The 23628-nt window shown below is 63.5% G+C and carries 23 protein-coding genes and 1 tRNA gene; 9 read left to right on the top strand and 15 right to left on the bottom strand.

Annotated features, from left to right (window positions below):
- Positions 1-11: 11 nt before the first annotated feature.
- Complete coding sequence (locus ACQS5P_RS00945) at positions 12-863, bottom strand: DUF6159 family protein (protein WP_428939030.1); 852 nt, start codon at positions 861-863, stop codon at positions 12-14.
- 192 nt (positions 864-1055) lie between these two features.
- Here ACQS5P_RS00945 and ACQS5P_RS00940 point away from each other — a divergent pair.
- Positions 1056-1128: transfer RNA gene (locus tag ACQS5P_RS00940), tRNA-Ala, on the top strand.
- 59 nt (positions 1129-1187) lie between these two features.
- Complete coding sequence (locus ACQS5P_RS00935) at positions 1188-2087, top strand: acetamidase/formamidase family protein (protein ID WP_428939029.1); 900 nt, start codon at positions 1188-1190, stop codon at positions 2085-2087.
- 56 nt (positions 2088-2143) lie between these two features.
- On the opposite strand, the gene preA is transcribed toward ACQS5P_RS00935, so the two are convergent.
- The 5 genes from preA to ACQS5P_RS00910 all read right to left on the bottom strand — a co-directional run bounded on the left by preA (position 2144) and on the right by ACQS5P_RS00910 (position 7072).
- Entirely contained in the window at positions 2144-3283 is a 1140-nt protein-coding gene (gene preA / locus ACQS5P_RS00930) for an NAD-dependent dihydropyrimidine dehydrogenase subunit PreA (RefSeq protein WP_428939028.1), read from the bottom strand.
- A 131-nt stretch (positions 3284-3414) separates the two neighbouring features.
- Entirely contained in the window at positions 3415-4803 is a 1389-nt protein-coding gene (locus tag ACQS5P_RS00925) for an aspartate aminotransferase family protein (RefSeq protein ID WP_428939027.1), read from the bottom strand.
- Positions 4804-4875: 72 nt separating this feature from the next.
- Positions 4876-5745 carry a nitrilase-related carbon-nitrogen hydrolase gene (locus ACQS5P_RS00920; protein WP_428939026.1) on the bottom strand — a complete coding sequence of 290 codons (870 nt, stop codon included), beginning with the start codon at positions 5743-5745 and terminating at the stop codon, positions 4876-4878.
- A 248-nt stretch (positions 5746-5993) separates the two neighbouring features.
- The gene (locus ACQS5P_RS00915; RefSeq protein ID WP_428939025.1) at positions 5994-6500 is read right to left on the bottom strand and encodes a pyridoxamine 5'-phosphate oxidase family protein; all 507 of its coding nucleotides are present in this window, start codon (positions 6498-6500) and stop codon (positions 5994-5996) included.
- A complete protein-coding gene (locus ACQS5P_RS00910; RefSeq protein ID WP_428939024.1) occupies positions 6497-7072 on the bottom strand; it encodes an RrF2 family transcriptional regulator in 576 nt (191 codons plus the stop codon). The genes ACQS5P_RS00915 and ACQS5P_RS00910 overlap by 4 nt, the downstream gene beginning before the upstream one ends.
- A gap of 177 nt (positions 7073-7249) precedes the next feature.
- Between ACQS5P_RS00910 and ric the strand changes: the two genes are divergently transcribed.
- Positions 7250-7987 carry an iron-sulfur cluster repair di-iron protein gene (gene ric / locus ACQS5P_RS00905; RefSeq protein ID WP_428939023.1) on the top strand — a complete coding sequence of 246 codons (738 nt, stop codon included), beginning with the start codon at positions 7250-7252 and terminating at the stop codon, positions 7985-7987.
- A 93-nt stretch (positions 7988-8080) separates the two neighbouring features.
- Entirely contained in the window at positions 8081-9280 is a 1200-nt protein-coding gene (locus ACQS5P_RS00900; RefSeq protein WP_428939022.1) for a TIGR04053 family radical SAM/SPASM domain-containing protein, read from the top strand.
- Here ACQS5P_RS00900 and ACQS5P_RS00895 read toward each other — a convergent pair.
- Positions 9274-9789: a septation protein SpoVG family protein gene (locus ACQS5P_RS00895; RefSeq protein ID WP_428939021.1), complete on the bottom strand. Its 516-nt coding sequence runs from the start codon at positions 9787-9789 to the stop codon at positions 9274-9276. The genes ACQS5P_RS00900 and ACQS5P_RS00895 overlap by 7 nt on opposite strands.
- A gap of 142 nt (positions 9790-9931) precedes the next feature.
- Positions 9932-10903, bottom strand: coding sequence for a 4-(cytidine 5'-diphospho)-2-C-methyl-D-erythritol kinase (gene ispE, locus ACQS5P_RS00890; RefSeq protein WP_428939020.1), 972 nt, complete (start codon positions 10901-10903; stop codon positions 9932-9934).
- A 395-nt stretch (positions 10904-11298) separates the two neighbouring features.
- Between ispE and ACQS5P_RS00885 the strand changes: the two genes are divergently transcribed.
- Entirely contained in the window at positions 11299-12420 is a 1122-nt protein-coding gene (locus ACQS5P_RS00885) for a Nif3-like dinuclear metal center hexameric protein (RefSeq protein WP_428939019.1), read from the top strand.
- A gap of 31 nt (positions 12421-12451) precedes the next feature.
- On the opposite strand, the gene ACQS5P_RS00880 is transcribed toward ACQS5P_RS00885, so the two are convergent.
- From ACQS5P_RS00880 to msrA, 3 genes are all read right to left on the bottom strand, one after another.
- Positions 12452-12715, bottom strand: coding sequence for a hypothetical protein (locus tag ACQS5P_RS00880; protein ID WP_428939018.1), 264 nt, complete (start codon positions 12713-12715; stop codon positions 12452-12454).
- Positions 12716-12823: 108 nt separating this feature from the next.
- Complete coding sequence (locus tag ACQS5P_RS00875) at positions 12824-15694, bottom strand: CARDB domain-containing protein (protein ID WP_428939017.1); 2871 nt, start codon at positions 15692-15694, stop codon at positions 12824-12826.
- A 306-nt stretch (positions 15695-16000) separates the two neighbouring features.
- Positions 16001-16678 carry a peptide-methionine (S)-S-oxide reductase MsrA gene (gene msrA, locus ACQS5P_RS00870; RefSeq protein ID WP_428939016.1) on the bottom strand — a complete coding sequence of 226 codons (678 nt, stop codon included), beginning with the start codon at positions 16676-16678 and terminating at the stop codon, positions 16001-16003.
- A 124-nt stretch (positions 16679-16802) separates the two neighbouring features.
- Here msrA and hflX point away from each other — a divergent pair, with 124 nt between their 5' ends.
- The 3 genes from hflX to ACQS5P_RS00855 all read left to right on the top strand — a co-directional run bounded on the left by hflX (position 16803) and on the right by ACQS5P_RS00855 (position 18964).
- Positions 16803-18146, top strand: coding sequence for a GTPase HflX (gene hflX, locus ACQS5P_RS00865; RefSeq protein WP_428939015.1), 1344 nt, complete (start codon positions 16803-16805; stop codon positions 18144-18146).
- 7 nt (positions 18147-18153) lie between these two features.
- On the top strand, positions 18154-18303 hold the full coding sequence (locus tag ACQS5P_RS00860; protein WP_428939014.1) for a hypothetical protein: 150 nt from the start codon (positions 18154-18156) through the stop codon (positions 18301-18303).
- A 148-nt stretch (positions 18304-18451) separates the two neighbouring features.
- A complete protein-coding gene (locus ACQS5P_RS00855; RefSeq protein WP_428939013.1) occupies positions 18452-18964 on the top strand; it encodes a helix-turn-helix domain-containing protein in 513 nt (170 codons plus the stop codon).
- Positions 18965-18997: 33 nt separating this feature from the next.
- Here ACQS5P_RS00855 and ACQS5P_RS00850 read toward each other — a convergent pair whose 3' ends face one another.
- From ACQS5P_RS00850 to rpsL, 4 genes are all read right to left on the bottom strand, one after another.
- The gene (locus tag ACQS5P_RS00850; protein ID WP_428939012.1) at positions 18998-20701 is read right to left on the bottom strand and encodes a nitroreductase family protein; all 1704 of its coding nucleotides are present in this window, start codon (positions 20699-20701) and stop codon (positions 18998-19000) included.
- Positions 20702-20855: 154 nt separating this feature from the next.
- Positions 20856-21332, bottom strand: a complete 477-nt coding sequence (gene rpsG, locus ACQS5P_RS00845) for a 30S ribosomal protein S7 (protein ID WP_428939011.1) — start codon at positions 21330-21332, stop codon at positions 20856-20858.
- 35 nt (positions 21333-21367) lie between these two features.
- Positions 21368-21505: a hypothetical protein gene (locus ACQS5P_RS00840; protein WP_428939010.1), complete on the bottom strand. Its 138-nt coding sequence runs from the start codon at positions 21503-21505 to the stop codon at positions 21368-21370.
- Positions 21506-21559: 54 nt separating this feature from the next.
- Entirely contained in the window at positions 21560-21931 is a 372-nt protein-coding gene (rpsL, locus tag ACQS5P_RS00835) for a 30S ribosomal protein S12 (protein ID WP_428939009.1), read from the bottom strand.
- A gap of 294 nt (positions 21932-22225) precedes the next feature.
- Between rpsL and ACQS5P_RS00830 the strand changes: the two genes are divergently transcribed.
- Positions 22226-23548: a glycosyltransferase family 2 protein gene (locus ACQS5P_RS00830; protein ID WP_428939008.1), complete on the top strand. Its 1323-nt coding sequence runs from the start codon at positions 22226-22228 to the stop codon at positions 23546-23548.
- The last annotated feature ends 80 nt before the right edge of the window (positions 23549-23628 follow it).

Genomic DNA, 23628 nt, shown 5'->3' with positions numbered 1-23628 from the left:
TTCTGCGCACATCACTTTTGCGCCATCGCATCCCGCAGCAGCGTCACCGGGAATCCCGGCCCGCCGCTGACGCCCTGGGTGTACATGTACACCGCCGCCTGGAAGATCGACTGAAGTGCTGACTGGACCAACGCCAGCAGGATGATGCAGACGATCGCCAGTCCGATCAGACCCAGGCCCAGTGCGGTTGCGCCGCCGACGAACATGACGTAAAACCCCAGCCCGCCCAGCACGTAGGCCGGGATCGCCAGCAGGAAGAAGATCAGCCCGAAGCTGAAGTTGCCGACGAGTTGCTCGCCCCAGGTTCTTCGGAACAGGCTGGCCGACTCCTTCAGCGCCGCCAGGGGGCCTTTCTCCTCGACCACGAGGATCGGCACCACCAGGAACGAGAGCATCGTCCATGCCGCCCCAAGCAGACCGGCCACGATCCTGCCGATCAGCTCCGACCGCTCCTCGATGATTCGGATGATCAGGCCCACCGTCGCCGAAACCACCGCCCAGCCGAAGATCAGGTGGACCCGTTTGAAGGCCTCAGTGAATCCCCCGGCGATCGACGGCTCCCCGCCAGCCATCCGAGCGATCGCGCAGGCGATGATCGCCGTATTGAAGAATGTGATCACGAAGTAGTTGGCGAAGTAGAACAAGAACAGCAGCAGGTACCACATCGCCTGCTGCTGAGGCGAATTGCCGCCCCTGGACGGTTCCAGCAGATCCGAGCTGAAGACCGGCACGGCGAACGAAACCAGCACGAGCAGGCAGCACAGCCCGGACATGGCCGGGAAGATCAGCAGCCGCGGATCGCGTTTGAGCACGTCCCACGACGCGCCCATGAGCTGCCACGTATACGAGATTTTTGCCAGCATGTGACCGCACCTCCCGAAGTTGAAGGGAATCGAGTGATTCCGAGGCCCGGTGAATTGAAAAGCACATTAAGTATGACCGCAGACGATCCGGCGTGTCAAACCGACGCGCCCCAGGCCGAATCCAGCGACCCGGCGGCCAGGTGCTGCTGCGCGTGACACGCAGCCTGGCGCGTCGTAGAATTCAAGCGTCTGGGGCCTGTAGCTCAACTGGGAGAGCGTCGGCTTTGCAAGTCGAAGGTTGCGCGTTCGAGTCGCGTCAGGTCCAGTGTCGTTCCGCCGCCGCAGCCGGTCTTGCCGCATTTCCCCAGCGACGTATTGCCGCTCATGCCCGCTTTGTACAATGGCCGGCGATCGATGTCCGAGGGCTTGACCAGTATCTGCCGTGATTCTCCGGCGGTTCGATGCATACACCCGGGAGAGACCGTCGAGCTGCGCATCCAGGACTGGTGCCATGGGCGGCTCAGTGCCGATCCGGCGACGTATGGGTGCATGTCACAACCGCGATGTCCGGTGGCCGGTCCGATCGATGTCGCCGGCGCCCAGATCGGCGACTGCCTGTCCATTCAAATCGAGTCGATCGATCTGGAGCAGCGAGGAACTGCGGCGCGGATACGCGGCGTCGGGCCGCTTGCTCCGGAAGATGGGCAGACCCGCGTCTGGGACGTGTTTCGCCGCGATGACACCGTGGAATTGGCAAACCTGCGCTTCAGGCTGGCGCCGATGATCGGGATCATTGGTGTTCGGCCGGACTGCGATCAGCCCGTCAGCACCCGCTGCACGGGCCACTATGGCGGCAATTTGGATACCCGGCAAATCACCACGGGCGCGCGGGTGGAGCTGCCAGTGCTGACCGTCGGCGGGGGGGTGTTTGTCGGGGATCTGCACGCGGCGATGGGCGACGGCGAACTCACCGCCACCGGGTGCGAATTCGCCGGCAGCGTCCGACTGCGCATCGACCTGATCAAATCACAGCCCATCCCCGGTCCGCGGCTTCGTTTTGACCGGTGCTGGGCGACGCTGGCCACCTCCCGCGATTTCGACCAGGCGTGCCGCTCTGCCGTGAATGCGATGCACGAGTGGATTCGCAGCGAGCGGGGCCTGGATGACGATGCCGCGGCGCTGGTGATCGGCATGGCCGGGGGCGTGGGCATCAGCCAGGTGGTCAACCCCTCCGGAATCACGGTGAAAGTGGTGGTTGACTGGACGGCCGTAAGCATCCAGTAACATCCGAACGGGCTGCTCTGGCAGAGATCCGCGCTGGCCATGCCAGTGGCAGGTTGTCAATTTGCTGCCAGGGCGTCGGATTGCCTGACGAATTCCTCTGCGCGCCACTCGTGGTCGGCCACGCCGATCGGCCTGGCGGTTTTGACGTCGTCGGCCTCGCGTTCGGCGGCACGGGCGCTGGCCTGAAGACGCACCAGCTCGGCGTGCGTCGTGAAATACTTGAGGCTGTAACCCTTGAACTCCCTGATGCTCTTGAACTTGTGCCGGTCCATGAACTCCGCAAGCTGCTGGCGCATGGTTTTGATGCAGCCGTAGCCCATCTTCATCACGCCCGTGCAGACCTGTACCGTATCGCAGCCCAGCAGGATGAATTGTGCAGCGTCGTACCCGCTTTCGATTCCGCCAACGCCGCTGAGGCTTCGACCCGGAAACTCCCCGCGAATCACCTGCGCGATCTCCATGCACATCCGCAAAGCGATCGGCCGAATCGCCTTGCCCGAATACCCGCCGGGAGTGCTGTATCCCTCGACGGTCGGCTCGGGGCGCAGCGTCTGGAGGTTCACGCCCATCACGCAGCGGATCGTGTTGATGGCGGTGATGCCATGACATCCGGCCCGAAGCGCGGCTCGGCTTGGATCTTCGATTCGCGTCACGTTCGGCGTCAGCTTCACCCACACCGGAACCTTCGCCGCCTGCATGACCCACCGGCATACCTCCTCCAGGATCGCCGGGTCTTCGCCCATCGCCGAGCCCATCCTTCGCTCGGGCAGGCCATGCGGGCAGGACATGTTCAGCTCCAGAGCATCCACGCCCGCTTCCTGGCACCGCTGCACGATCTCGATCCAGGCATCCTTGCGATACTCCTCCATGATCGAGGCGATCAGAACGCGATCGGGATACCTGTCCTTGATCTGCCGAAAGTCGTCGAGCCAGACACCGAACGGACGATCGCTGATCAGCTCGATATTCTCCCAGCCGAAGATCTCATCCGACTTTTCAGCCCGCAGGCGGCTGTATCGCGGCGCCACGTTGATCACTTTCGACGCGTCCAGGCTCACCGTCTTGCAGATCACCGCGCCCCAGCCCTCGTCGAACGCCTTGCCGATCACGTTCGCGTTCGTCCCGGGTGGACCCGACGCAATGATAAACGGATTGGGAAGTTTCAGACCGTCAACAGTAACGCCTAAGTTTGCCATGTCACATTCAGTTCGGGTTGAACCGTGAAGCTGCCAACGATGCCAGGCAAGGGGTGCGAAGCGGAGTGCACGAACAACCGGCTGTTCACCCGGGCGATGTTCATCGCGCTGTTTGCGCTTGGCCCGCGAACTCACCTCACCACCAGCGGCAACACCTCATCCAGGCAATCGGCGATGTAGTCGGCATCGTCCGTGGTGATGCACAACGGCGGCTTGATCCGCAGCACGTTGCCGTACAGGCCGCCCCTGCCGATCAGCAGGCTGCGCTGTTTACACAGCTCCAGCACCTCGATCGCCTCGGCGCTGGCCGGCTGCCTGGTCCGGCGATCCTTGACCAATTCTACCCCAAGCATCAGGCCCATGCCGCGCACGTCGCCGATCAGTTGATGCCGCTGCTGCAACTGCTCCAGCCGCTGCTTGAGGTGCCCGCCCACCACCAGCGCGTTGTGCTGGATCTTCTCGGCATCGATGACCTCAAGCGTCGCCAGACCCTGGGTCATGCTGATCGGATTGCCGCCAAACGTGTTGAAATGCGCGCGATTCGCCAGGACTTTGGATATCTCCGGCCGGGAAACCATCGCGCCCAGCGGCGCGCCGTTGGCGATTCCCTTGGCCATGGTCACGATATCCGGCGTCACGTCCCAGTTCTCGAACGCCCAGAACCTGGTGCCCGTGCGGCCAAATCCGCCCTGTACTTCGTCGGCGGCACACAGCCCGCCGTGTTGGCGAACGATGTCGTAGACGATCTGGAAGTATTCCTTCGGCGGCGTGACCACTCCGCCAACGCCCTGGATGCACTCCCCGATGAACAGCGCCACCTCGCCGCTGCACTCATACTCGATCACGTGCTTCACGTCCTGCGCGCACTTCAGATCGCAGGCCGGATATGTCAGGCCCAGCGGACAGCGATAGCAGTAGCCGGGTGTGGTGTACTTCGTCGCGTGCGTCGGATTGGTCTTGAACTTCCAGTTGCTCTGGGCGGTCAGCCCCATCGTGGCGCTGGTGCCGCCGTGGTAGCCGTTGCGCAGCGAAATCACATCGACATTCCCCGTGTACTCCCTGGAAGCAAGGATCGCCAGCTCGTTGGCCTCGGAGCCGGAGTTGGTGAAGTACCAGCTCGACAGGTTGCTGTTGGCCGGCATGTGCTCGGTGAGCTTTTTGGCAAACAGTCCGATCGTCGGATGCAGGTAGATGGTCGTGACATGCTGGAGCCTGCCGACCTGCTCGCGGACCCTTTCGACGACCTTTGGATGGCAGTGCCCGACGGAGACGGTGACGATTCCGGCAAATGCGTCCAGGTATCGCTTGCCCGTCTGGTCCCACAGGTACTGCATGTGCCCCTCGACGATCATGAGCGGCTCCTTGTAGTACCTGATCAGTCCCGGCGAGAGATACTGCTGCCGCATCGCCAGCACTTCTTCACGGCTTGGCCCGGTGTAGGGCGCGGGCTGGTGGTTGCAGACCGGCAGCGAGAGCTTGCGCGTCGCGGCGACGGATGGAGTCAACGTCGGTGTGGTCATGGCCTGCCTCAGCCTTTGGGTCACTGCCCGTATTGCAGCGGCTGGACCGGGACACGGGCGCAGCGGCCGGATCTATAACGCCGTCAGCGCGCCGTAGGTTTCCGGCCGGCGGTCGCGGTAGAACTGCCAGACATTGCGAACTTCGCGGATCATATCCAGATCCAGATCGGCGATCACGATGTCGTCACCATCCCGGCTGCCCTGCTGGATGATCTGTCCGCGGGGGTTGGCGAAGTAGCTGGAGCCGTAGAACTCCCCGATGCGCCAGGGTTCTTCGTATCCCGGGCGGTTGATCGCTCCGACGAAGTAGATGTTCATCGCCGCCGCCGCCGGTTGTTCCAGCTTCCACAGATACTCGCTCAATCCCGCCACGGTCGCCGACGGGTTGAAGACGATCTCCGCGCCGCCCAGTCCCAGCGCCCGCCAGCCCTCGGGGAAATGCCGGTCGTAACAGATGTAGACTCCGACTTTTCCCACCTTCGTGTTGAACACCGGATACCCGAGATTGCCCGGGCGAAAATAGAACTTTTCCCAGAACCCCGGCTCACAGTGCGGGATGTGCACCTTGCGGAACTTGCCCAGAAACGAACCATCCGCGTCGATCACCGCCGCCGTGTTGTAGTACACGCCGGTCATCTCCTCCTCAAACACGGGCACGACCATGACCAGCCTGTGCTTTCTGGCCAGCTCGCACATGAGCCTGATCGTCGGCCCGTCGGGGACGCGCTCGGTCAGCTCATACCACTTCGTCTTCTGCTCGGCGCAGAAGTACGGGCCGTAGAACAGCTCCTGAAGGCAAAGCACTTCCGCGCCGCGCTGCGCGGCCTGCGCGATCATCGCCACGTGCTTGTCGATCATTGATTGCTTGATCCTGGGGATCGGCGACGTGCTGGGCTCGCTCAGCCGCGCCTGGATCAAAGCCCCGCGGACAACTCGAGGCATGAACCTGCACCTCCAAAAAGAAACACGGGCAATGCACCGAAAACGCCGGCGATGTGTCGCCTGCGGTTGGAAGATGCCCGATCTTCCGCACCGCACGGTGACGCACCGCTGCAACGAATTTCAATGATAGTCATTCGCCCACGGCGTGCACAAGCACGGCTCTGCGATGTGGATGCGCAGGGCGCGAGCGGTTCTCGGAAAACGCGATGGAAGGTGCAACGGAGACTCTCGTCCTCCCGCTTCGCCTGTCACGGGCGTCCTGCCTGCGCAAGGGGCCTATCCATGGGCCGGGCGCCTGTGAGGCAAGCCGAAGTTGTCGGCGTCGACTCCTTTTTCCGCCCGGTCAGTTGCTCGACGACGATCTTCCGCAGGGGCAGTTGTTCCAGAGGCGTTGCGCGCCCGTGCCCAGCTCGCCGCCCGCGACGCAAGCGCTGATACTTCGCATCGTTCAATTGTCGGATTCGCGCCTTCTCATCAAGATCATCGACGGGAACGAGTCGCCCTTCGATCAGGACCGAGGCGTAATCGTCAAGTGTGTCGCTGAAGGAATCGACCTCGAAGCAGACGCGATCATTGACGCGGAGGATCTGGCCTTTGCGACCGCTCAACCCGATGCGCAGATACACGCTGCCGTTTGCCCAGCAGAACGGAAACGGCAGGCAGTAGGGCCGGCCATCCGGGCTGGCCAGACACAGCCTGCCGATCAGCGCCTGCTCGAGCAGCGTATCGATTTCGTCACGGGTCATCTCGATCATCGGCCGGGTTCTCCGTTGCTGCTGCGGGTGATGCCGAATCTGATGGCGCGATCGCGGCGCGGCTGAGTGGCTTGGCATACCGGCGAGGCAAGGTCGGGCCGGATTTCGTGGCGATCGGCGCGACGGCCTGGCGGATTGGCACAGGCGCAGCCATCAGCAAAGGCAAGGCTGGCGGTACCGTCGCCCAGCACATCGGCGATGGTGCAGTTTCTCAACACCGCCTCTGCGGCCGCCGCCGCGCTGTCCAGACGCCGATGCAGCGAGCAGAGTCTGCCGTTGGCATGCGCGGCAATGCCCAGCGGGCAGGCGGCGATGCGTCGCGAGGGGTCGGCAACCTGCACGACTTCCAGCAGCGTGATGCTGGCCGGATCCTTCAGCAGCGTGTATCCGCCGCGCAATCCGCGCTGGGAGGCGACGATGCCGGCGCGATGCAGCAACGCCAGCAGTTTCGCCAGATACCCGGCCGGAACCCGGGTGACCTGCGCGATCTGGCGGATGGTCAGCGGCCGGCCGGCGTGCTGCGCGAGACAGACAATCGCCCGCAGGGAGTATTCGGCGCTCTGGGAGATCATGCGGTGTCCACCATTCCGACGCCCGACAAAACTCGAGTTCTGGACCTTGATATCCATATTAAAGCATGCTATGGTTCATCGGTCAATGCCCGGTCGCTGAGTTTTTGCGGCAAAGCGTCGCTCCCGGCACATGCGCGGCCACGGGCGGCCGGGAGAAGATCTCAAGGAGTCACCACCATGAGTCAGGCAACCCAGGCACTGTTGGACCAGACGGTTGGACAGTTGGTCGTTCAGCGCCCCTCGCGGGCCAGAGTCTTCGAAAAGCTCGGCATCGACTACTGCTGCGGCGGAGGCAAACCGCTGCGAGAGGCGATCGAGCAGGCGGGGCTGACTGCCAACGGCGTTTTGGCTGAGCTTCAGCGCGAGCAGGACGCCGCAGACTCACAGCCCGATGGCCAACGCGACTGGGCCACGGCTTCGCTCAGCGAACTGTGCGATCACATCGAGCAGACCCACCATGCCTATCTCAAGCAGGAGTTGCCCCGGCTGGAGTTTCTTACCAGCAAAGTCGCCAGCCGCCACGGCCAGCGACGGCCCGAGCTGATTCAAATCCGCGACATTTTCGCCTCGTTCAAGGCCGAGCTGGAGAGCCACATGATCAAAGAGGAGCGGATTCTGTTTCCCATGTGCCGGCAGCTCGAGAACGCCGATCGCCTGCCGCAGTTTCACTGTGGCAGCGTGAGCAATCCGATTGCGGTGATGATCCGCGAGCACGATGACGCCGGCGATGCACTGTCGAGAATCCGCCTGCTGAGCAACAACTACACCGCGCCGGACGACGCGTGCAACACCTACCGCGCCCTGTTCGACAGCCTGCACCAGCTTGAACGCGACATGCACCAGCATGTGCACAAGGAAAACAATATCCTGTTTCCCCGGGCGATCCAGGCGGAGAAGCAGTTGGCGCGGGGATGACGGCTACGCGGTCCGGGATTAACGGGAGAAGCAAAGATCGCACACTTGTCGATCCTCCCGTCGCCTCTTCGTCTTCTTTGGCCAGGAGGTCGCATGCACACTTACACGCGCCACGACTTTGACAGCTCTCCGATGATCGTCTTCTATGAGATGACGCGGGCGTGCGACCTGGCGTGCGTGCACTGCCGGGCCGACGCGCAGCCAGCGTGCGATCCGAACGAGCTTTCGCCGGCCGAGGCGCGGCGGCTGGTCGATCAGCTTCTGAGCTTTGCTCGTCCGCCGATGCTCGTGCTCACCGGCGGCGATCCGCTGAAGCGCAAGGACGTGTTCGATCTGGTGGGATATGCCACGGCCGGGAACCTTCCGGTTGCAATGACCCCTTCGGCGACGCCACTGGTGACACGGGAAGCGATCGCGCGGCTGCACCGGTCCGGGCTGCATCGCCTGGCGGTCAGCCTCGACGCCGCCGACGCCCGCACCCATGATGCGTTTCGCGGCGTGCCGGGCAGCTTTCGACGAACGCTGGAGATCATCGCCGACGCGCACGCCGTCGGCCTGCCCGTGCAGATCAACACTACCGTGGGACGACACAATGTTGATCAGATCGATCAGATGCTCGAGCTGGCAGCGGAGCTGCGCGCGGTGCTCTGGTCGGTTTTTTTCATCGTTCCAACCGGGCGGGCCGGCGCGGATCTGCGCCTCGATGCCGAGCAGTGCGAGCAGGTGTTCCAGCGGCTGTGGCTGGGCAGTCAGCGTCTTGGCCTGCCGATCAAGACGACCGAAGCGCCGCATTACCGCCGGTTCATTCTCCAGCAACAGAGGCGTCTGCGCAGTGCCGCCGGCGACGGCGCGCTGTCCGACACTGCCGCAGGCGCGGCTCGATCGCGCGGCATTGGCCCGGGGCAGATCGGCACCAACGACGGCAAGGGGATCATGTTCATCAGCCACATCGGCGAGATTTTTCCAAGCGGCTTTCTGCCGATCTGTTGCGGCAGGTTTCCCTTGGATTCGGTGGTGGATGTCTATCAGAACGCGGCGACATTCCGGGCGCTGCGCGACGCATCGGGCCTGGGTGGCAAGTGCGGCGCGTGCGAATACCGTGAGCTGTGCGGCGGCAGCCGCGCTCGCGCCTACGCGATCTATGGCGACCCCCTGGCGGCCGAACCCGATTGCGCGTACATCCCGCCACGATTCCGCGCCGAATCCGACGGGCCCCAGGGTGGGAGTAGTTCACAGCGGCAATTTGCGGACCAGACCGGCGAGATCCCGACTGCCGGGGCGGCGACTCACTGATGCGTGTGCGGCGCGTCGGTACCCGTCGGTCGCAGATGCATCGGCGGGTGCGGGTCGTACGGCTCGTGCTCATCCAGATCCACCAGGTCCAGATCCAGCCGCTGCGGGACGTAACCCGGCTGCTTGCTGCGCTCCAGCTCCTGCTGATAGGCCAGCAGCACGCGTCGCTCCAGCTCCAGCCGGCATTCGGCGTTGATCGGATGAGCGATATCGGCATGCAGCTTCAGTCTTGCCGCACCGTTGCCGCTCTGGTACTTCAGGTAGCGGTTCTCGTCCAGGCGTGCCCCGCAATGATTGCAGAACCGGGCGCGCAGGTGATTCTTTTCCCCGCAACGTCGGCACCGGTCGCACAGCTTCCGCGACGGCATCGCCAGGAACAACCCATCGTTGCCTTCGATCAGCTTCACATCGCGGACCACGAAGGTGTTGTCGAATGTGAGGGAACAAAACGCCTTGAGGCGGCCTCCCTGGTTGCCGCACAGGTTGATGCGAATCTCCGAGAGTTGCATAAACCAGCTCCTCAATTGTCACGAACCCCAACAGATGTGGGATGTCTCGTCGGCAAACGGGCCGGCGCAGATGTGAATGACAGTCCGGCACCGCGGACGAGTTCGCCGCGTGCGCGGCGACCTGCTGTTTGGCGTCAGCGGCTCAGTCGCTCCGATCGGCAAGGTCATCGTCAGGCTCCGGCGCCACCGTGGTCGCCAGTGCCCTGACCGGCCAGCTATTGGTAATACGCGCCACCGCGTCCTGCGCTTCATCGAATTTATCGAAAAGCGTGAACAGGCTGCTGCCGCTGCCGCTCATGCGTACGGGCCGCCCCAGCGCCTGCTCGATCTGCTGGCGCAGCGTTGCAAGCTGCGGACACAGCGCGAACGCCGCCGGCTCGAGATCGTTGATCAGCCGCTGCATCAGCGGGCCGGCCGAGAGTTCGGCCCACTGGTTCCAGTCGGGCTGAGCATCAACCGCCCGGCGATCACCCAGCCGCATCTCATCGAACATGCGGTAGACGTCGCGCGTGGGGATGCCGTAGCCGGGCAGCACCAGCACGACCCATCGCGGCCTGGGCGGCGGCAACGGCCGCACCACCTGCCCGCGCCCGCTCACCACGCTGCTGGGACCTTCAAGAAAGAACGGTACGTCGCTGCCCAGCGTGGCGGCGATTGCCCTGATCCGGTCCATTGGCCAGTTCAAATCCAGCAGCCGATTCAACCCCAGCAGCACGCGCGCCGCATCGGCGCTTCCCCCGCCCAGCCCGCCGCCCACGGGAATCCGCTTCTCAAGGCGTATCCGCAGCAGCGTTGGGTTGTGCGGCCAGGACTGGCCTGGTGATTGTTGCTCGCTCCGCAGGGCTTCGATCACCGCCATCGCTGCGCGTACGGCCAAGTTAGTCTTGTCTCGCGGCAGCGAAGGGTCATCGCATTCCAGATGCACCAGGGCGTCATCCGCTCCGCGATTCGCTCCAGCCAGCTCGAGCTGCTCGCCACCTTCGGCCCGTTCGATCGTTAACGTGTCAAAGAGCCCGACGGTACACATCCAACTCATCAGCGGGTGATAGCCCGATTCGTCGGGCGGCGCCACCCGCAGATGCAGGTTGATCTTCGCCGCGGCACGCAGAAGCAACTTCCGTTTCCGGGGCTGTGAAGGATGCTCAGGCATGACCTGAGCGTGCGGGCGGACGTGATCGCCGTCAAGCCCCGTCACGGTACCGTCACATAATTCACAGCCATGCGACAGCCATCCGTGCTGATTCCTGTTCCTCGGGCCCGCCGCGCAACAGCAGCGCCTTGGCTCGCGCACGTCACGCGAACAGCCTTCGTTTGCTCCTTCGCCTCTTGGTCAACCATGCATTGCGTCAAGACGTGAACGCAAATGTGCTCGGCAGATACTGTACATTATCGGACGCCGCGCAGTCAACGACAAAGTTGCCACGGAGCCGGAGGTCGTGGGAATCCGACAAGTGCCCGGGCCACAGCCGCGGCGGGCGGCCGGCCCCGTGCAGGGGTTCCGTACCCGCAATGCCAGCGGTATGCTTCGATCGCATGAAGCTGTGCGACGTTTTAACCGCGCTGGAGCAAATCGCACCGACTCGCTACGCCGAGTCATGGGATAACGTTGGGCTGCTCGTTGGCGACCCGTCGCAGGAGGTTGCGTCGGCGATCCTGACCATCGACTACACGCCGCAGGTCGCAGCCGAGGCGCAGTCGCTTGGCTGCGATCTGGTGATCGCGTATCACCCGCCGATCTTCGAGCCGCTGAAGCGGGTGAGGTCATTGGGGCCGGGCGAGTTGATCTTCGACGCGATCCGACGCGGGGTGGCAATCTATTCGCCGCACACGGCGCTGGATGTTGCCGCTGGCGGGACCAACGACATGCTCGCCGACGCAGTGGGGCTGGTGGATCGTTGGCCGCTGAAACTCTTGCAACCCAGGAGCACGCAGTACAAGCTGGTGACGTTTGTACCGGAGAAGGACCTGGAGAAGCTCAGTGCCGCGTTATTCGCCGCCGGCGCCGGACGCATCGGCAACTACTCCTCGTGCAGCTTCCGAACAAAGGGGTCAGGTACATTTTTCGCTGAGGAGGGCGCCGAGCCAGCCGTCGGCACGCGCGGGCGACTGGAGTGCGTCGAGGAGGTCCGTCTGGAGACGGTCGTGCCGATCGATGCCGTCGATCGCGTCATCCGCGCGCTGCGCCAGAACCATCCGTACGAGGAGCCCGCGTTCGATTTGAACGTGCTGGCGGCAGCGCCGGAAGGGGTTGGCATGGGACGGATCGGAACCATGCCTCCGACGCCACGAGCTGCGATCTTCGAGCGAATCAAGCGCGAGCTGGACATCGATCATCTGCTGGTTGCGGGTCCGACCGAAGGCGAGATCACCCGCGCCGCGGTCTGTGCCGGCGCCTGCGGGGAGCTGCTCAACGACGCGATCGCCCAGCACGCCGAGCTGTACCTCAGCGGCGAGGTTCGTCATCACGACGCGCTTCGCGCGGCGCGGGCCGGTGTCACCGTCGTCTGCACGCTGCATTCCAACAGCGAGCGGGCGGTGCTCAGGCGTCTTGCGCAGCAGCTATCCCGCCGCCTGCCGGGATTGAAGCTGATCCTTTCGCAGGAAGATCGCGATCCGTTCGCGCTGCGGTAGGTGCAGGAGATCTTCTGGTTGTCAGTGGCGATCATCGCCTTCTCCGCAGTCGCAGCATATGCGAGAGCAAGCTCAGCAATCCTGCGAAGCGATAGGTCGGATCGACGTACTTCTCGATCACGTAAAACGCGAAATAATAGTAGAAGCGAGCGAAGCACCAAATCGCGATGGACAGCAGGGTAGCGGTGCGAAGTGTGGGCGATTCGAGGAGCACGCCCGTGGAGGCAAGCACGCCGCCCAGCACGAACAACATCGCTTTGAGGTAGAGGATGCGGGGTGTGGTGAGGTCGCGCATGCGAAAGGATACGTCGCGTCCACCGCACAGCGGGCCGCGAAGTGGAGCACTTGCCAGGCTGATCGCGATCCTTTCACCATCCGCCGACACAGATCCATCACGCCGGGTTCAGCCCGGCACTGTCACCAGCTCATCTTCGGCGATTCGCTCGGCGCTGAACAGCGGGGCGGTGAGGCGCTTGGGCGACTCGGGGATTCGCAGAGGACTGCCAAGCGGCGGTGGGCTGGCGGGGATCGGCAGGGCGGCCTGCCAGTTCATCGCCAGCAGGTCCAGGTCAAGCCGATTGACGACGGTGTCGTAGTTGAAGTCGGCCTGGGAAAAATCGCGCCCAGACTGCTGCCAGTTGGCGGTGAGGATCGACAGATCGCGGACGTTGACGATGCGGTCGCGGTTGGCGTCGCCGGCGAGAGCGAAAAAGTCGGTGACGACGTTGCCGCTCATGGGCGTGCCGGAGGAGTTGGTGATCCCCGCGGCCAGCAGCGTGGCGCGATAGTTTCCATTGGGCAGAATGCCGCCCGGATATCCGGGGAAGGTGAAGGTGGCGGTGTTGGTGGCGGCATTGTAGCTGAGCGCGACGTTGCCGGCAGGCACCGTGGTGGAGGTCGTGAGGTTCTGGAGGGTCAGGTCGGCGGTGGAAAGACTGGCCGAGACGTTCTCACTGAACTGATAGGTGAGTCGCTGCGGCGCGGTGAGGTAGTGGAAGCCTTGCGTCAGAACGGTGGGCACGGCGACGACGTTAAGGCTCATCGAGTAATCGACATTGATCGCGCCGGCGTAGCCATAGACGTGCAGGACATATTGCTGTGCGGCCAGGACGTTGGCGGAGAAGCTCTCGCCATCGACGACGCCGCCAGAGCCGCCCAGGAAGTTGCCGGCGGTGTCGCGCAGGACCACGTCGATGTCGCCGTTGAGATGAAGGAAGGCCAGCGACACATCGAGCCTGCCGGTGACGCCGGGCGTGAACAGGTAATAGTCGTCGTTGCCGGGAGCATGGATGGAAAGCCCGGCTTCGGATCGTGTGAGCAGCGAGCCGAAGTTGTATGGGGTGGCCAGCGAATCGTTTGGCTCGAAGCGATCCGGTGGAACTGCGGGGGCGGTGATGCTCAGGCTGTAGCCGGGATTGAGCGCGCTGGCGTAACCATAGACATACACGTAATAGGTCGTGGCGGCGGAGACGGGATAGGTGAAGCTTTCGTTGTCGGTGGTGCTGCCCGAGCCAGTCAGGTAAGTGCCGGCGGCATTGAGCAACTGCACATCGACATCTCCCTGGGCGTGGCTGAAGGAGAGATTGACCGAGAGGGTTCCTGCGGCGCCGGCGGTAAAGCGGTAGTAGTCGCCGTTGCCCGGCTCATGGATGGTAAGTCCAGATTCGAGTCGCGTGCCGCCAATCGTGCCGAAATTGGTGGCGGTGGCCAGCGAATTGTTGGCCTCGAAGCGGTCGGGGCTGATGGCGGTGATGCTGAGCGTTCCGGGGATCAGGCGGGTGTTGTTGTATTCGACGAATTCCGACTGGCTGTTACCCGCATCGATGATGTAGCCCAGGTAATAGGTTCCAGGCGTAATATGGGTGGGGACATTCCCGGTCCAGGCGGTGGTGGCCCAACTGAAGGGGCTGATCGACGCGACGCTGGCGGATCCCAGCAGCGTATCGCCGGTGCTGATGATGTTGTTGGTGGACAGGTAGAAGTTGACGTAGAAGGAGCCAGCCGAAGCCGTGCCGACATTGCGGACGTAGCTGGTGATGTTGATCTGTCCGCCACGCTGAATCGAGCTGGTGTGGAAGGCGAAGTTGGAATTGAACCACTCGTCGTAATCGACCAGGTCTGGATAGTCGGTGACGGCGCCGTCATCGATCTTGTACTGGTTGATGTTGTCGTAGCGCTGCTGATTCATCCGCGTGAACTGGTTGTAGATCGGGTTGCCGCTGCCATCAGTCCATTGCGAGGAGACCGTGGCGTACATGTAGCGGTTGGTTCCGTCGTAATACCACACGGGGCTGCCGCTCTGCCCCGGCCAGATGTCGATCCGGTTGGATTGGAGATTCAGGGTATTGACGGAGGTGATCTGGTCGGCGACGTGATACATGTCCAGCTCGTTGGGGGTCAGATCGCCGGGATATCCCGCCGTGTTCATCAGCAGGTTCTGGAAGAAGTTGTCGTCATTGTTCCAGCCATAGCCCATCCAGCCGGTGTAGTTGCCGATGTTGCGGTCAAGGGTGACGAAGGCCATGTCGTAGTTCCAGTCGCCGCTGCTGGTCCAGCCGACGTAGGAACGGAAGTAGGTGGCGCGGGCCTCGCCGTAGTACTGGTAGTCGCTGCGTTTGAAGTCGGTGTTGCTCCAGTAGGGATCGTTGATGCGGAAGCCGTCCTGGCCGGCGGAGAAGTAGGCCTGGCTGGCCCACCCACCCCTGGAGGCGTCGTAGATGCAGTGCCCGGCGGTGAAGAGATGTCGCGGGCCGATCATGGCGGCGGTGCAGGCGCTCTCGGAACCGTTGGGCCAGAGCACCCACAGTCGACCGATGGTTCGCCAGGGGAAGGTCGTCAACGCCGAGTTAGCAACGCGGCTGCGGCCATCGGGAGGGAAGATGTACCCGGGCGCGCCGGTGGCCTCCTGGGGGCCGGGCTGCTCCGGCGCCGGCGGACCCAGCAGGGAAACGCCCAGCTCGGCGCCGCTGTTGCCCGGGGTGTAGCCGCCGCCTGAGGCTTTTGCCGACGCTGTGCTGGGATTTGCCCGGATGCTCGGCGTGCGTGTGGCCAGGTCGAATTCAACGATCTGTTGCGCCGTGGCGTCGTCTACGACGGACGGTGGTGACTGGCCATCCGGCAATGGCACGACGGGCAGATCGTGCCCGACCGCTACGCTCAGTAGCATTCGTCGCTCCAGCGCCTCGCCCTGATACAGGCCTGAATCGGCCTGCGATGAACGCCCCGAGAGCCTCCGTGACCGACCGCCCAATCCGATCCGGCGAAGCGCTGCCATATTGGTCCTCTCTTCCCTGAAAACGCGCGAAGGGACGCACACGCAAGTTGGAAATGCGAAGGCTGATTATCCTTCGGACGTCACATAGTGCAAGGAAATTCCGGGGATCGCGCGGATATGTGCTGACTTGCCGCAGCGCCGCGGTGCGCCAGCGCCATTGCCGGCTGGAGTCTGACTGGCGATTTTCCAGATCCGCCCTTGCGGTATCACGAGCGTCCGGCTCGTGCGAGCCATCACCGCACTGCAAGCCGGCCGTGATGTACAGGCGCCTGCTCCACTGAGCTAAACCGCAAACTTGCCGGCGAACTATCGCTCGGACTTGATCTGCTCGGCAAACTTCTGCTTCAGCTTCTGTACCTTCGGCAGTGCGTTCTGAACGACGTACGGATGATCCGGATGCAGTTTGACGAAGTCCTGGTGATACTGTTCGGCGGGGAAGAAGCCCGCACCCAGAGGCTCCACCGTCGTGACGATCGGAGCGGCAAAGACCCTGGCCTCGCTGAGCTGCTTGATGTACGCCTCGGCGACACGCTTCTGCTCATCATTGGCGTAGAAGATCGCAGAGCGATACTGCCGGCCCCAGTCCGGACCCTGGCGATCTTTGGTGGTCGGGTCGTGCGTGGCGAAAAAGACGCGCAGGAGCTGCCCATAGGTGATCTTCGAAGGGTCGTAGGTGATCTGGATGGCTTCGGCATGTCTGGTTTGGCCGGAGCTGACTTTCTCGTAGTCGGCATTTTCACGGGTATCGCCGGCGTAGCCGCTGACCACGTCGATCACGCCGTTTAGCTGCTCGAACACCGCCTCGGTGCACCAGAAGCAGCCACCGGCGAAGACGGCGGTGGCGGTGGCGCCGGGCTGCGTCGTGGGCAGGTCGGTCTGTGGCTGGGGCAGTTCCGAGGCGGCGTGGGAAGGCTTGGCGCAGCTCGCGCCGCCGAAAAGGCTCATGGCGCACATCAGAAAGACTCCCTGAATGTACTTGGTCATCGCTGGGTGGATCTTAGGTCGCCAGCGGGCACCGGGCGAACCAAACACATCCCCGGCGCCCGCGCAGCTCGCGTGACGCCTCGCGCCGCCTCGCATACGATATGGCACGGAGGACAAGACACTTTTGGCAGAACTGAAACGAACCGAGCTTTCCGTCAAGCAGGAGCGGGCTATCCTGGTGGGAGTGATCCCGCCGGATTCGACCGCCGATCCGCGCGATCCGCTGGGCGAGCTGGCGTCGCTGGTCAGAACCGCCGGCGCCAAGGTCGTCGCTCAGGTCATCCAGCGGCGATCGCGGGTGGACCCGGCGACGTACATCGGTCGGGGCAAGGCCATCGAGATCGCCGAGCTGGCCCGCGCCAACAAGGCCGACGTCATCGTCTTTGACAACGACCTGTCCCCCAGCCAGATCGGGCAGCTTGAGAAGCTGATCAATGAATACCTTCAGATGCCCCGGCTGGAGGGGATCAAGGTGCTGGACCGCTCGGAGCTGATTCTGGACATCTTCGCCACCCGCGCCCGCACTGCCGAGGCAAAGCTTCAGGTCGAGCTGGCGCAGCTCGAGTACACCTATCCGCGGCTCACGCGGATGTGGGGCCACCTGGAGCGAATCGCCGGCGGCGCGCCGGCGGGGATCGGCACGCGCGGCCCGGGCGAACAGCAGCTTGAGATCGACCGCCGGCTGGTCCGCCGACGCATCAAACGCCTCAAGGATCAGATCGAGCGTGTGCAGGCCCGAAAGAGCCGCCTGGTTGCCGAACGTACGCGACAGCACTTTACCGTCTGCATCGTCGGCTACACCAACGCCGGAAAGAGTACGCTGTTCAACACCCTGACCGCCGCCGGAACCTACGCCGACGACAAGCTCTTCGCGACGCTGGATACCAAGACACGCGCCTGGAAGCTGGATCGCGGCACCGAAGTGCTGCTCAGCGATACCGTCGGGTTCGTCCGCGACCTGCCACACAACCTGGTCGCCAGCTTCAAGGCCACGCTGGAGGAAGCCGTCCACGCTGACCTGCTGCTGCATGTGCTGGATGTGGGTCATCCCCAGGCCGATCAGCAGTACGTCACGGTGCACGAGGTGCTGGCGGAGATCGGCGCCAAGGGCAAGCCCGAGATCCTGCTGCTGAACAAGATCGACACGCCCGAAGGCGAGCATAACGCCCATACCTGGCGGACGCTGCACCCCGACGCCATCCCCATCAGCGCCAAGACTGGCCAGGGGATCGACAGGCTCCACGAGGCCGTCTATCAGCATGTCCGCGGGCAGCAGGTTGAGGTTACCCTGGAAGCCGACGTCACAAACGGCCGGCTCATCGCCTTTATCGAGCAGCACAGCCAGGTCCGCGACCGCCATTTCCACGACGGCCGAGTCATCCTCAAGGCGACCATGCCCAGGAAGGTGCTGGAAGAACTTTCGAACAACGCTCAGGTCGAGGTGAAAAGCGTCGAGTCGCCGCAATGATTTCGCCATGACCCGTAGCCGCAGCCCGTGCCTGGCGATGCGGTTCAAGCTGGCGGAATCGGCCCAGAATCACTGGCGGAAACTGAACGGCAGCCCCGTGCTGCCCGAGGTCATCGCCGCAGTGATGTTCCAAGATGGAGTCAAATTCGCCGCTTGAGGTTGAGGTCGATGCGAGTCCGGCTTTCGTTGATTTTGCCGGTAACGCAGTCTTCCGAGGCTTTCTAAATAAACGCGCGCCCATGTGAGCCATGCGGTAAAAGTGGTGTTCCACTCCAGTTGCGTCTGGAGGAGAAAGGAACACCACAATGAAACGGATTTCGATTGTGCTCAGCCGGCCGCAGCGTAGGCGGTTGTTGCGGGCGGCGAGCAGGACACGCGATGCAGCCCTTCGAACGCGACACATGATCGTGATTCACACCGCGGCGGGCAAGACCCAGAAGCAGATCGCCGCGGAACTGGGCACCAGCGTCGCGACGGTCAAACGCACGCGGGCGCGATGGCGCGACTTTGGCCAGTCCGGTCCGGTGGACCGCCGCGAGCACAACGGCGTGGCCAAGGTGGACGAATCGTACGCGGCGGATCTGCTGGCGGTGCTTGAGGGCACGCCACTGGATCACGGGCATCGCCCGCCGACTTGGGCGCAGGAACAGATGATCCGGGTCATGTGCGAACGCGGGCACGAGACGATCAGCCGCACAACGATGGGCCGGCTGCTGAAAAAGCTGCGTGTTCGCCTGGGCATGCCCAAGCCGGAGGGAATTCTCAGGGGTCGGGAGCATTCTCCGGACCCTGAAAAATGCTCCCGACCCGCCCTGTAAATTCGGGACCAATCGCCCGGTCCGCATCCGCTGCTACTGCTGGCTCTGTTCTTCTTCGGGAACCGCGATCGTTGGCGGAGGCGGGTGGAATTGATCGTCCGGCACGCCGAACATGACCTCGTAGAGGAATTCCCAGCCCGTGTGTTCCAGGCCGAAGAAGCGGCGGGCGTCGTCGTCGAAGAAACGGGCGTTGAGCACGGCGCCCAGGTCCAGGGCGGCGGCGGTCAGATCCATGCGGTGGGCGACGATACCGGCCTCCAGGTGCGCCAGCCGATACACATCCGGCCCTGCGTGTACGAGCAGGTGATTGAGGTTGACCATCAGAAAACAGATGGCGGCGGCGTTCATGGCAGCGGGGTGGTCGGCCGACAGATACGCCGCATCCAGACGGAATCTTCCCCGTGACAGTTGCGTCCACCGATCGGTAACGGGATCGTAATACCAGATGCCCGGGTCCATGCCGGTGACCTGATGGATGATCCAGAAGGGGCGGACCAAACCGGCGTGGCGGCCGTCGGGCCGAAGCGGGTAATACGTGCCGCCCCGCAGCGACAGCCGGCTGATCGCCAGCACCGCGTCGCGCGGGATTGGCTGTTGGTGGAACGCCCTGGCGCGGGGACGTCGGGTCAGCAGTGTCAGCAGCGGCAGCCCGCCCTGCGGCTCCTGGACCATGGGGCGTTCGTAGGCAGGCATATTCGCCGGCAGAGGCGTCAGCTCCGTCAGCGGCGGAAGGATCTCGATGATCATCGAATCGCTGCCGGCGACACAATCTTCCTGTGTCTGCCAGACCGAGGGCATCGGCTCGACCGGGGAAGTTGGCGTGGGGCGGGCCAGCAGCGGCATCGGCTCGGGCGGTGGCGGCAGGCCGGGGGCAAGCGGCGTGTGCATCCGCTGGCCCCAGGCGAGCATCGCATGGACCGCTTCGGCATGCTCGAATGGCGGATCTGAACCGAGGCCGATGAGCCGTCGCATCGTGCCGGCCGGCAGGTTCAGCGTGACGGAAAGCTCCATGCCCAGGGCGGTGCCCGTCTGCACGAGATTCTCAATCAGGTGTCCGGCATCGAGCAGCGCTGCGCGGTAACCGCGCTGCCGCCAGTAGCGGGTGGATCGGCTGAACACGCTCGAGACCAACACGGCGGCGGGGCAATGCAGCAGGAAGTCGAACTCGCGGCGTAGCTGGCTGCCGCGTCCGCCCAGCCGCAGTTGTGCCAGCGTCGATTCGCCGTCGCGCAGCTTGCGAAGTGCAAAATCCCGCGGGCTGTAGTGGTAGAATCCGGGTTCGATTGCTCCCACGTCCAGGGCCAACACGTAGATCTCGCAGGGATAGCGCTGCGCGTTGCTGGGGACGGTTCGATGCCAGCTCACGCCACCGCCGCGCTGCGCTTGCCGCACCAGTCCGTCGGCCAGGTAGAGCCATGTCGCCAGCGTGCGGATGTCGTGAACCGGGTCGATCTGGTTGTGGATCAGCGCATCCCGGGCGTCGTTGAGCAACGAGAGCGTCTGGACATCCACGGCAACCAGGCTGGTGGGCAGCTCGAGCTTTGGCAGGGAATCAAATGGCCCGCTGGCCGGCGGTTCCGGTGGCGGCTCGGGCAGCGGAAGCTGCTGATGGATGGTGGCTTCGCTGAGCTTGGTCGATTGATGAAATTCGTAAATGCGGCGGATGCGATCGGCGACCTGGGCGGGCCAGGAAGTCGCCGCGCCGCCTGGAACAGGATGCTCATGCGAGCGGGTCATCGCAGCGCTGAATATTCAGCACTGTGGCGGGTGCTGTCCAGTGCCGGCGGCGGGGCGGACGGGTACGCTGGCGGGGGCGGACCTGGCCAAAACAAAAACCCACGACCGAAATCGTGGGTTCCAAGGCGAAGGCAGCGGCGGCTTCGCGCGGTGCTCACCACGCGAAGTGGGCGAAGGCCTTGTTGGCTTCGGCCATACGGTGCGTGTTTTCCCGTGTGGCGATGGCCTTGCCTTCCTTTTTGTAGGCGGCGATGAGCTCATCGGCCAGGCGATCGGCCATGGGCCTGCCGCCCGATTCCCGGCACGCCTGGATGATCCAGCGGAAGGCCAGGCTCTGCTGGCGTCGCTTGTTGACTTGCATGGGGACCTGGTAGTTGGCGCCGCCGACGCGCCGGGACCGTACCTCCACATAGGGCTTGACGTTGTTGACGGCGGTCTCAAAGACCTCCAGCGGGGGCACGTCCTTCATCTTCTTGGCGACCTGGTCCATGGCGCTGTAGAAGACCTTCTGGGCGACGGTCTTCTTGCCGTCCCACATCAGGGCGTTGATGAATTTGCTCACAAGCTTGCTGTTGAAGCGTGGGTCGGGCCTGAGAGTCTTTTCGCTCGCGGTGAATTTCTTGTACGCCATAGGTTATTTGCCAGTTGCCGGTTGCCAGTTGCTGGTCATGCCGATCGTTTCAACCACCAGATCGCCAGGAAGATCAGGGCGATGAAAAACAGCCCCATGAAGATCAACCCGGTGTAGCCCTGCTTGATCTCCTCTTTGGACGTTTCCACGAATTGCTGGGCCAGAAGGCACATGGGAAGCGTGAAAGCTGAACGGCGGCCGCGTGCCGGGCACGGGATGCCGCGCGGTTACTTGCCACGTTTGGTGCCGTACTTGCTCCGCCCGCGTTTGCGTCCCTCCACGCCCAGCGCATCCAGGGCGCCGCGGATGATGTGGTACCGCACGCCCGGCAGGTCGCGCACGCGCCCGCCTCGGACCAGCACGATCGAGTGTTCCTGAAGGTTGTGTTCCTCGCCAGGAATGTACGCAGTGACCTCGCGGCCGTTGCTCAGTCGTACGCGGGCAATCTTCCGCAGGGCCGAGTTCGGCTTCTTGGGGGTCATCGTCTTGACCTGGAGACATACGCCCCTCTTCTGGGGGCAGGCCTCCAGGTCCTTGACCTTGTTGATCCTCGGCAGTGGCCGCCGGGGCTTTTTGATTAACTGGTTGATCGTTGGCATAAGCCGCGGAAGTATATGAAGCGATCGACCCCGAGGCAAGAGAGCGTGCCGGGGCAGATGCCCACGATCCGAAAAGAAAACGCGGTGGGAGTTCCCGGCTTGGCCTCCGACAAGCATGTCCTGATCCCCCGATCCCGGGTTCAGCGGCGGTGTTGCAATCGCAGCGCTTGGACTGCGATCCTCCGACCGCCGGTAATCGGAACCGTCGGTAATCGGAAATTGCCATGCTCCTGCTGTCGTCTATAGGGGCCGTCCCTGACCGATTCGGCGCTCTGGCGTGAACAATTGCGTGGCTTGTCGGTCTGGACGGCTGATGCTAGATTTTCTGTTCTATGCCCTTGCGCATGGGAAAGCAGGGACTGCCGGGAAGACCTGGGGCGAGCCGGGACGGCTGCCAACGGGAAGGAGCTCATGAAACTCGTTGTGACGATCCCTGCCCTGAATGAGGAGAAGACGATTGGCCAGGTGGTCAGCGGCGTGCCGCGGGACATACCCGGCATTTCGGAAACGGAAGTGATCGTCGTCAACGACGGCTCGACCGACCGCACCGCCGAGGTGGCTGCCCGCGCCGGGGCGATTGTGATCAACCTGCATGGTCGGCCGGGACTGGGCGCCGTCTTTCGCGCCGGCTTCGAGCGGGCCATGCGCCGCGGCGCGGATATCATCGTCAACATAGACGGCGACGGGCAATTCAACCCCGCCGACATCGCCAAGCTCGTCGAGCCGTTGCTTCGGGACGAGGCCGATTTCGTCACCTGCACCCGGTTTGCCGATCCGCAGTACTACCCGGACATGCCCCGGATCAAGTTCTATGGCAACCGGATCGTGACCAGGATCATCAACTGGGTGTGCGGCGGAACGAACTTTACCGACGTAAGCTGCGGGTTCCGCGCCTTCAACCGCGAGGCGGCATACCGGCTGACGCTGTTTGGTCGCTTCACCTATACCCAGGAATGCTTTATCGACCTGTTCAGCAAAGGGCTGCGAATCGCCGAAGTGCCCCTGAAGGTGCGAGGCGTGCGCGAGCACGGCAGCAGCCGCGTGGCCTCGAGCATTACCCGGTATGCCATCAGCTCTCTGCCGATCATCCTGCGCGCCATGCGCGACATTCAGCCGTTGAAGTTCTTCGGCATGATCGCACTGGGGTTCTTTATCCCGGGGTTGATGTTCGGGCTGTTCGTCACCGGCTGGTATCTATATCGCACCAAGACCACGCCATTTACGTCGTTCATCACGATCTCCGGCGCGTTGATCACCCTGAGTTTCGTGATCGGCACGCTGGCGCTGCTGGCGGATATGCTCGGTCGCAACCGCCGGATCAATGAAGAGCTGCTGTACCTGGCGCGCAAGCGGATCTATTCCAAGCAGCGTACGGTGCGGCTGGCGCTGCCTCCGGAGCACAAGAGCACGCCCGCATCCAAGCTCAGCGCGGCGCTGCACGATTCCTGGACCGGGCTGCCGGTGGTTCGCTCGATCTCCGGCATCGCGACCGCCGCCACCGAAGACGTGGGCAACGGCCAGCCCGTGCTCGAGGAACAAGTCCTGACTGGCCGCATTCCTGTCACCACCGCCGACAAAGATCAGGCCGAACCTGTCACCGAGCCAAAAACCGGTTGATGGTTGAGCCGCTCATCCTCGTGCGGCGGCGCGCAGCCGGAAGCTTGACACACCGTGGATGACATACCGGCGCAGTGCCG

It is taken from the genome of Fontivita pretiosa (assembly GCF_050410795.1).
Taxonomy (GTDB): domain Bacteria; phylum Planctomycetota; class Phycisphaerae; order Tepidisphaerales; family Tepidisphaeraceae; genus Fontivita; species Fontivita pretiosa.
This window is presented reverse-complemented; position numbering and strand designations above follow the sequence as displayed.

Coding starts and splice junctions, on each gene's coding strand:
- ACQS5P_RS00945 (WP_428939030.1), bottom strand. CDS start 863: ATGCTGGCAAAAATCTCGTATACGTGGCAGCTCATGGGCGCGTCGTGG.
- ACQS5P_RS00935 (WP_428939029.1), top strand. CDS start 1,188: ATGCCCGCTTTGTACAATGGCCGGCGATCGATGTCCGAGGGCTTGACC.
- preA (WP_428939028.1), bottom strand. CDS start 3,283: ATGGCAAACTTAGGCGTTACTGTTGACGGTCTGAAACTTCCCAATCCG.
- ACQS5P_RS00925 (WP_428939027.1), bottom strand. CDS start 4,803: ATGACCACACCGACGTTGACTCCATCCGTCGCCGCGACGCGCAAGCTC.
- ACQS5P_RS00920 (WP_428939026.1), bottom strand. CDS start 5,745: ATGCCTCGAGTTGTCCGCGGGGCTTTGATCCAGGCGCGGCTGAGCGAG.
- ACQS5P_RS00915 (WP_428939025.1), bottom strand. CDS start 6,500: ATGATCGAGATGACCCGTGACGAAATCGATACGCTGCTCGAGCAGGCG.
- ACQS5P_RS00910 (WP_428939024.1), bottom strand. CDS start 7,072: ATGATCTCCCAGAGCGCCGAATACTCCCTGCGGGCGATTGTCTGTCTC.
- ric (WP_428939023.1), top strand. CDS start 7,250: ATGAGTCAGGCAACCCAGGCACTGTTGGACCAGACGGTTGGACAGTTG.
- ACQS5P_RS00900 (WP_428939022.1), top strand. CDS start 8,081: ATGCACACTTACACGCGCCACGACTTTGACAGCTCTCCGATGATCGTC.
- ACQS5P_RS00895 (WP_428939021.1), bottom strand. CDS start 9,789: ATGCAACTCTCGGAGATTCGCATCAACCTGTGCGGCAACCAGGGAGGC.
- ACQS5P_RS00885 (WP_428939019.1), top strand. CDS start 11,299: ATGCCAGCGGTATGCTTCGATCGCATGAAGCTGTGCGACGTTTTAACC.
- ACQS5P_RS00880 (WP_428939018.1), bottom strand. CDS start 12,715: ATGCGCGACCTCACCACACCCCGCATCCTCTACCTCAAAGCGATGTTG.
- ACQS5P_RS00875 (WP_428939017.1), bottom strand. CDS start 15,694: ATGGCAGCGCTTCGCCGGATCGGATTGGGCGGTCGGTCACGGAGGCTC.
- msrA (WP_428939016.1), bottom strand. CDS start 16,678: ATGACCAAGTACATTCAGGGAGTCTTTCTGATGTGCGCCATGAGCCTT.
- ACQS5P_RS00860 (WP_428939014.1), top strand. CDS start 18,154: ATGACCCGTAGCCGCAGCCCGTGCCTGGCGATGCGGTTCAAGCTGGCG.
- ACQS5P_RS00855 (WP_428939013.1), top strand. CDS start 18,452: ATGAAACGGATTTCGATTGTGCTCAGCCGGCCGCAGCGTAGGCGGTTG.
- ACQS5P_RS00850 (WP_428939012.1), bottom strand. CDS start 20,701: ATGACCCGCTCGCATGAGCATCCTGTTCCAGGCGGCGCGGCGACTTCC.
- rpsG (WP_428939011.1), bottom strand. CDS start 21,332: ATGGCGTACAAGAAATTCACCGCGAGCGAAAAGACTCTCAGGCCCGAC.
- ACQS5P_RS00840 (WP_428939010.1), bottom strand. CDS start 21,505: ATGTGCCTTCTGGCCCAGCAATTCGTGGAAACGTCCAAAGAGGAGATC.
- rpsL (WP_428939009.1), bottom strand. CDS start 21,931: ATGCCAACGATCAACCAGTTAATCAAAAAGCCCCGGCGGCCACTGCCG.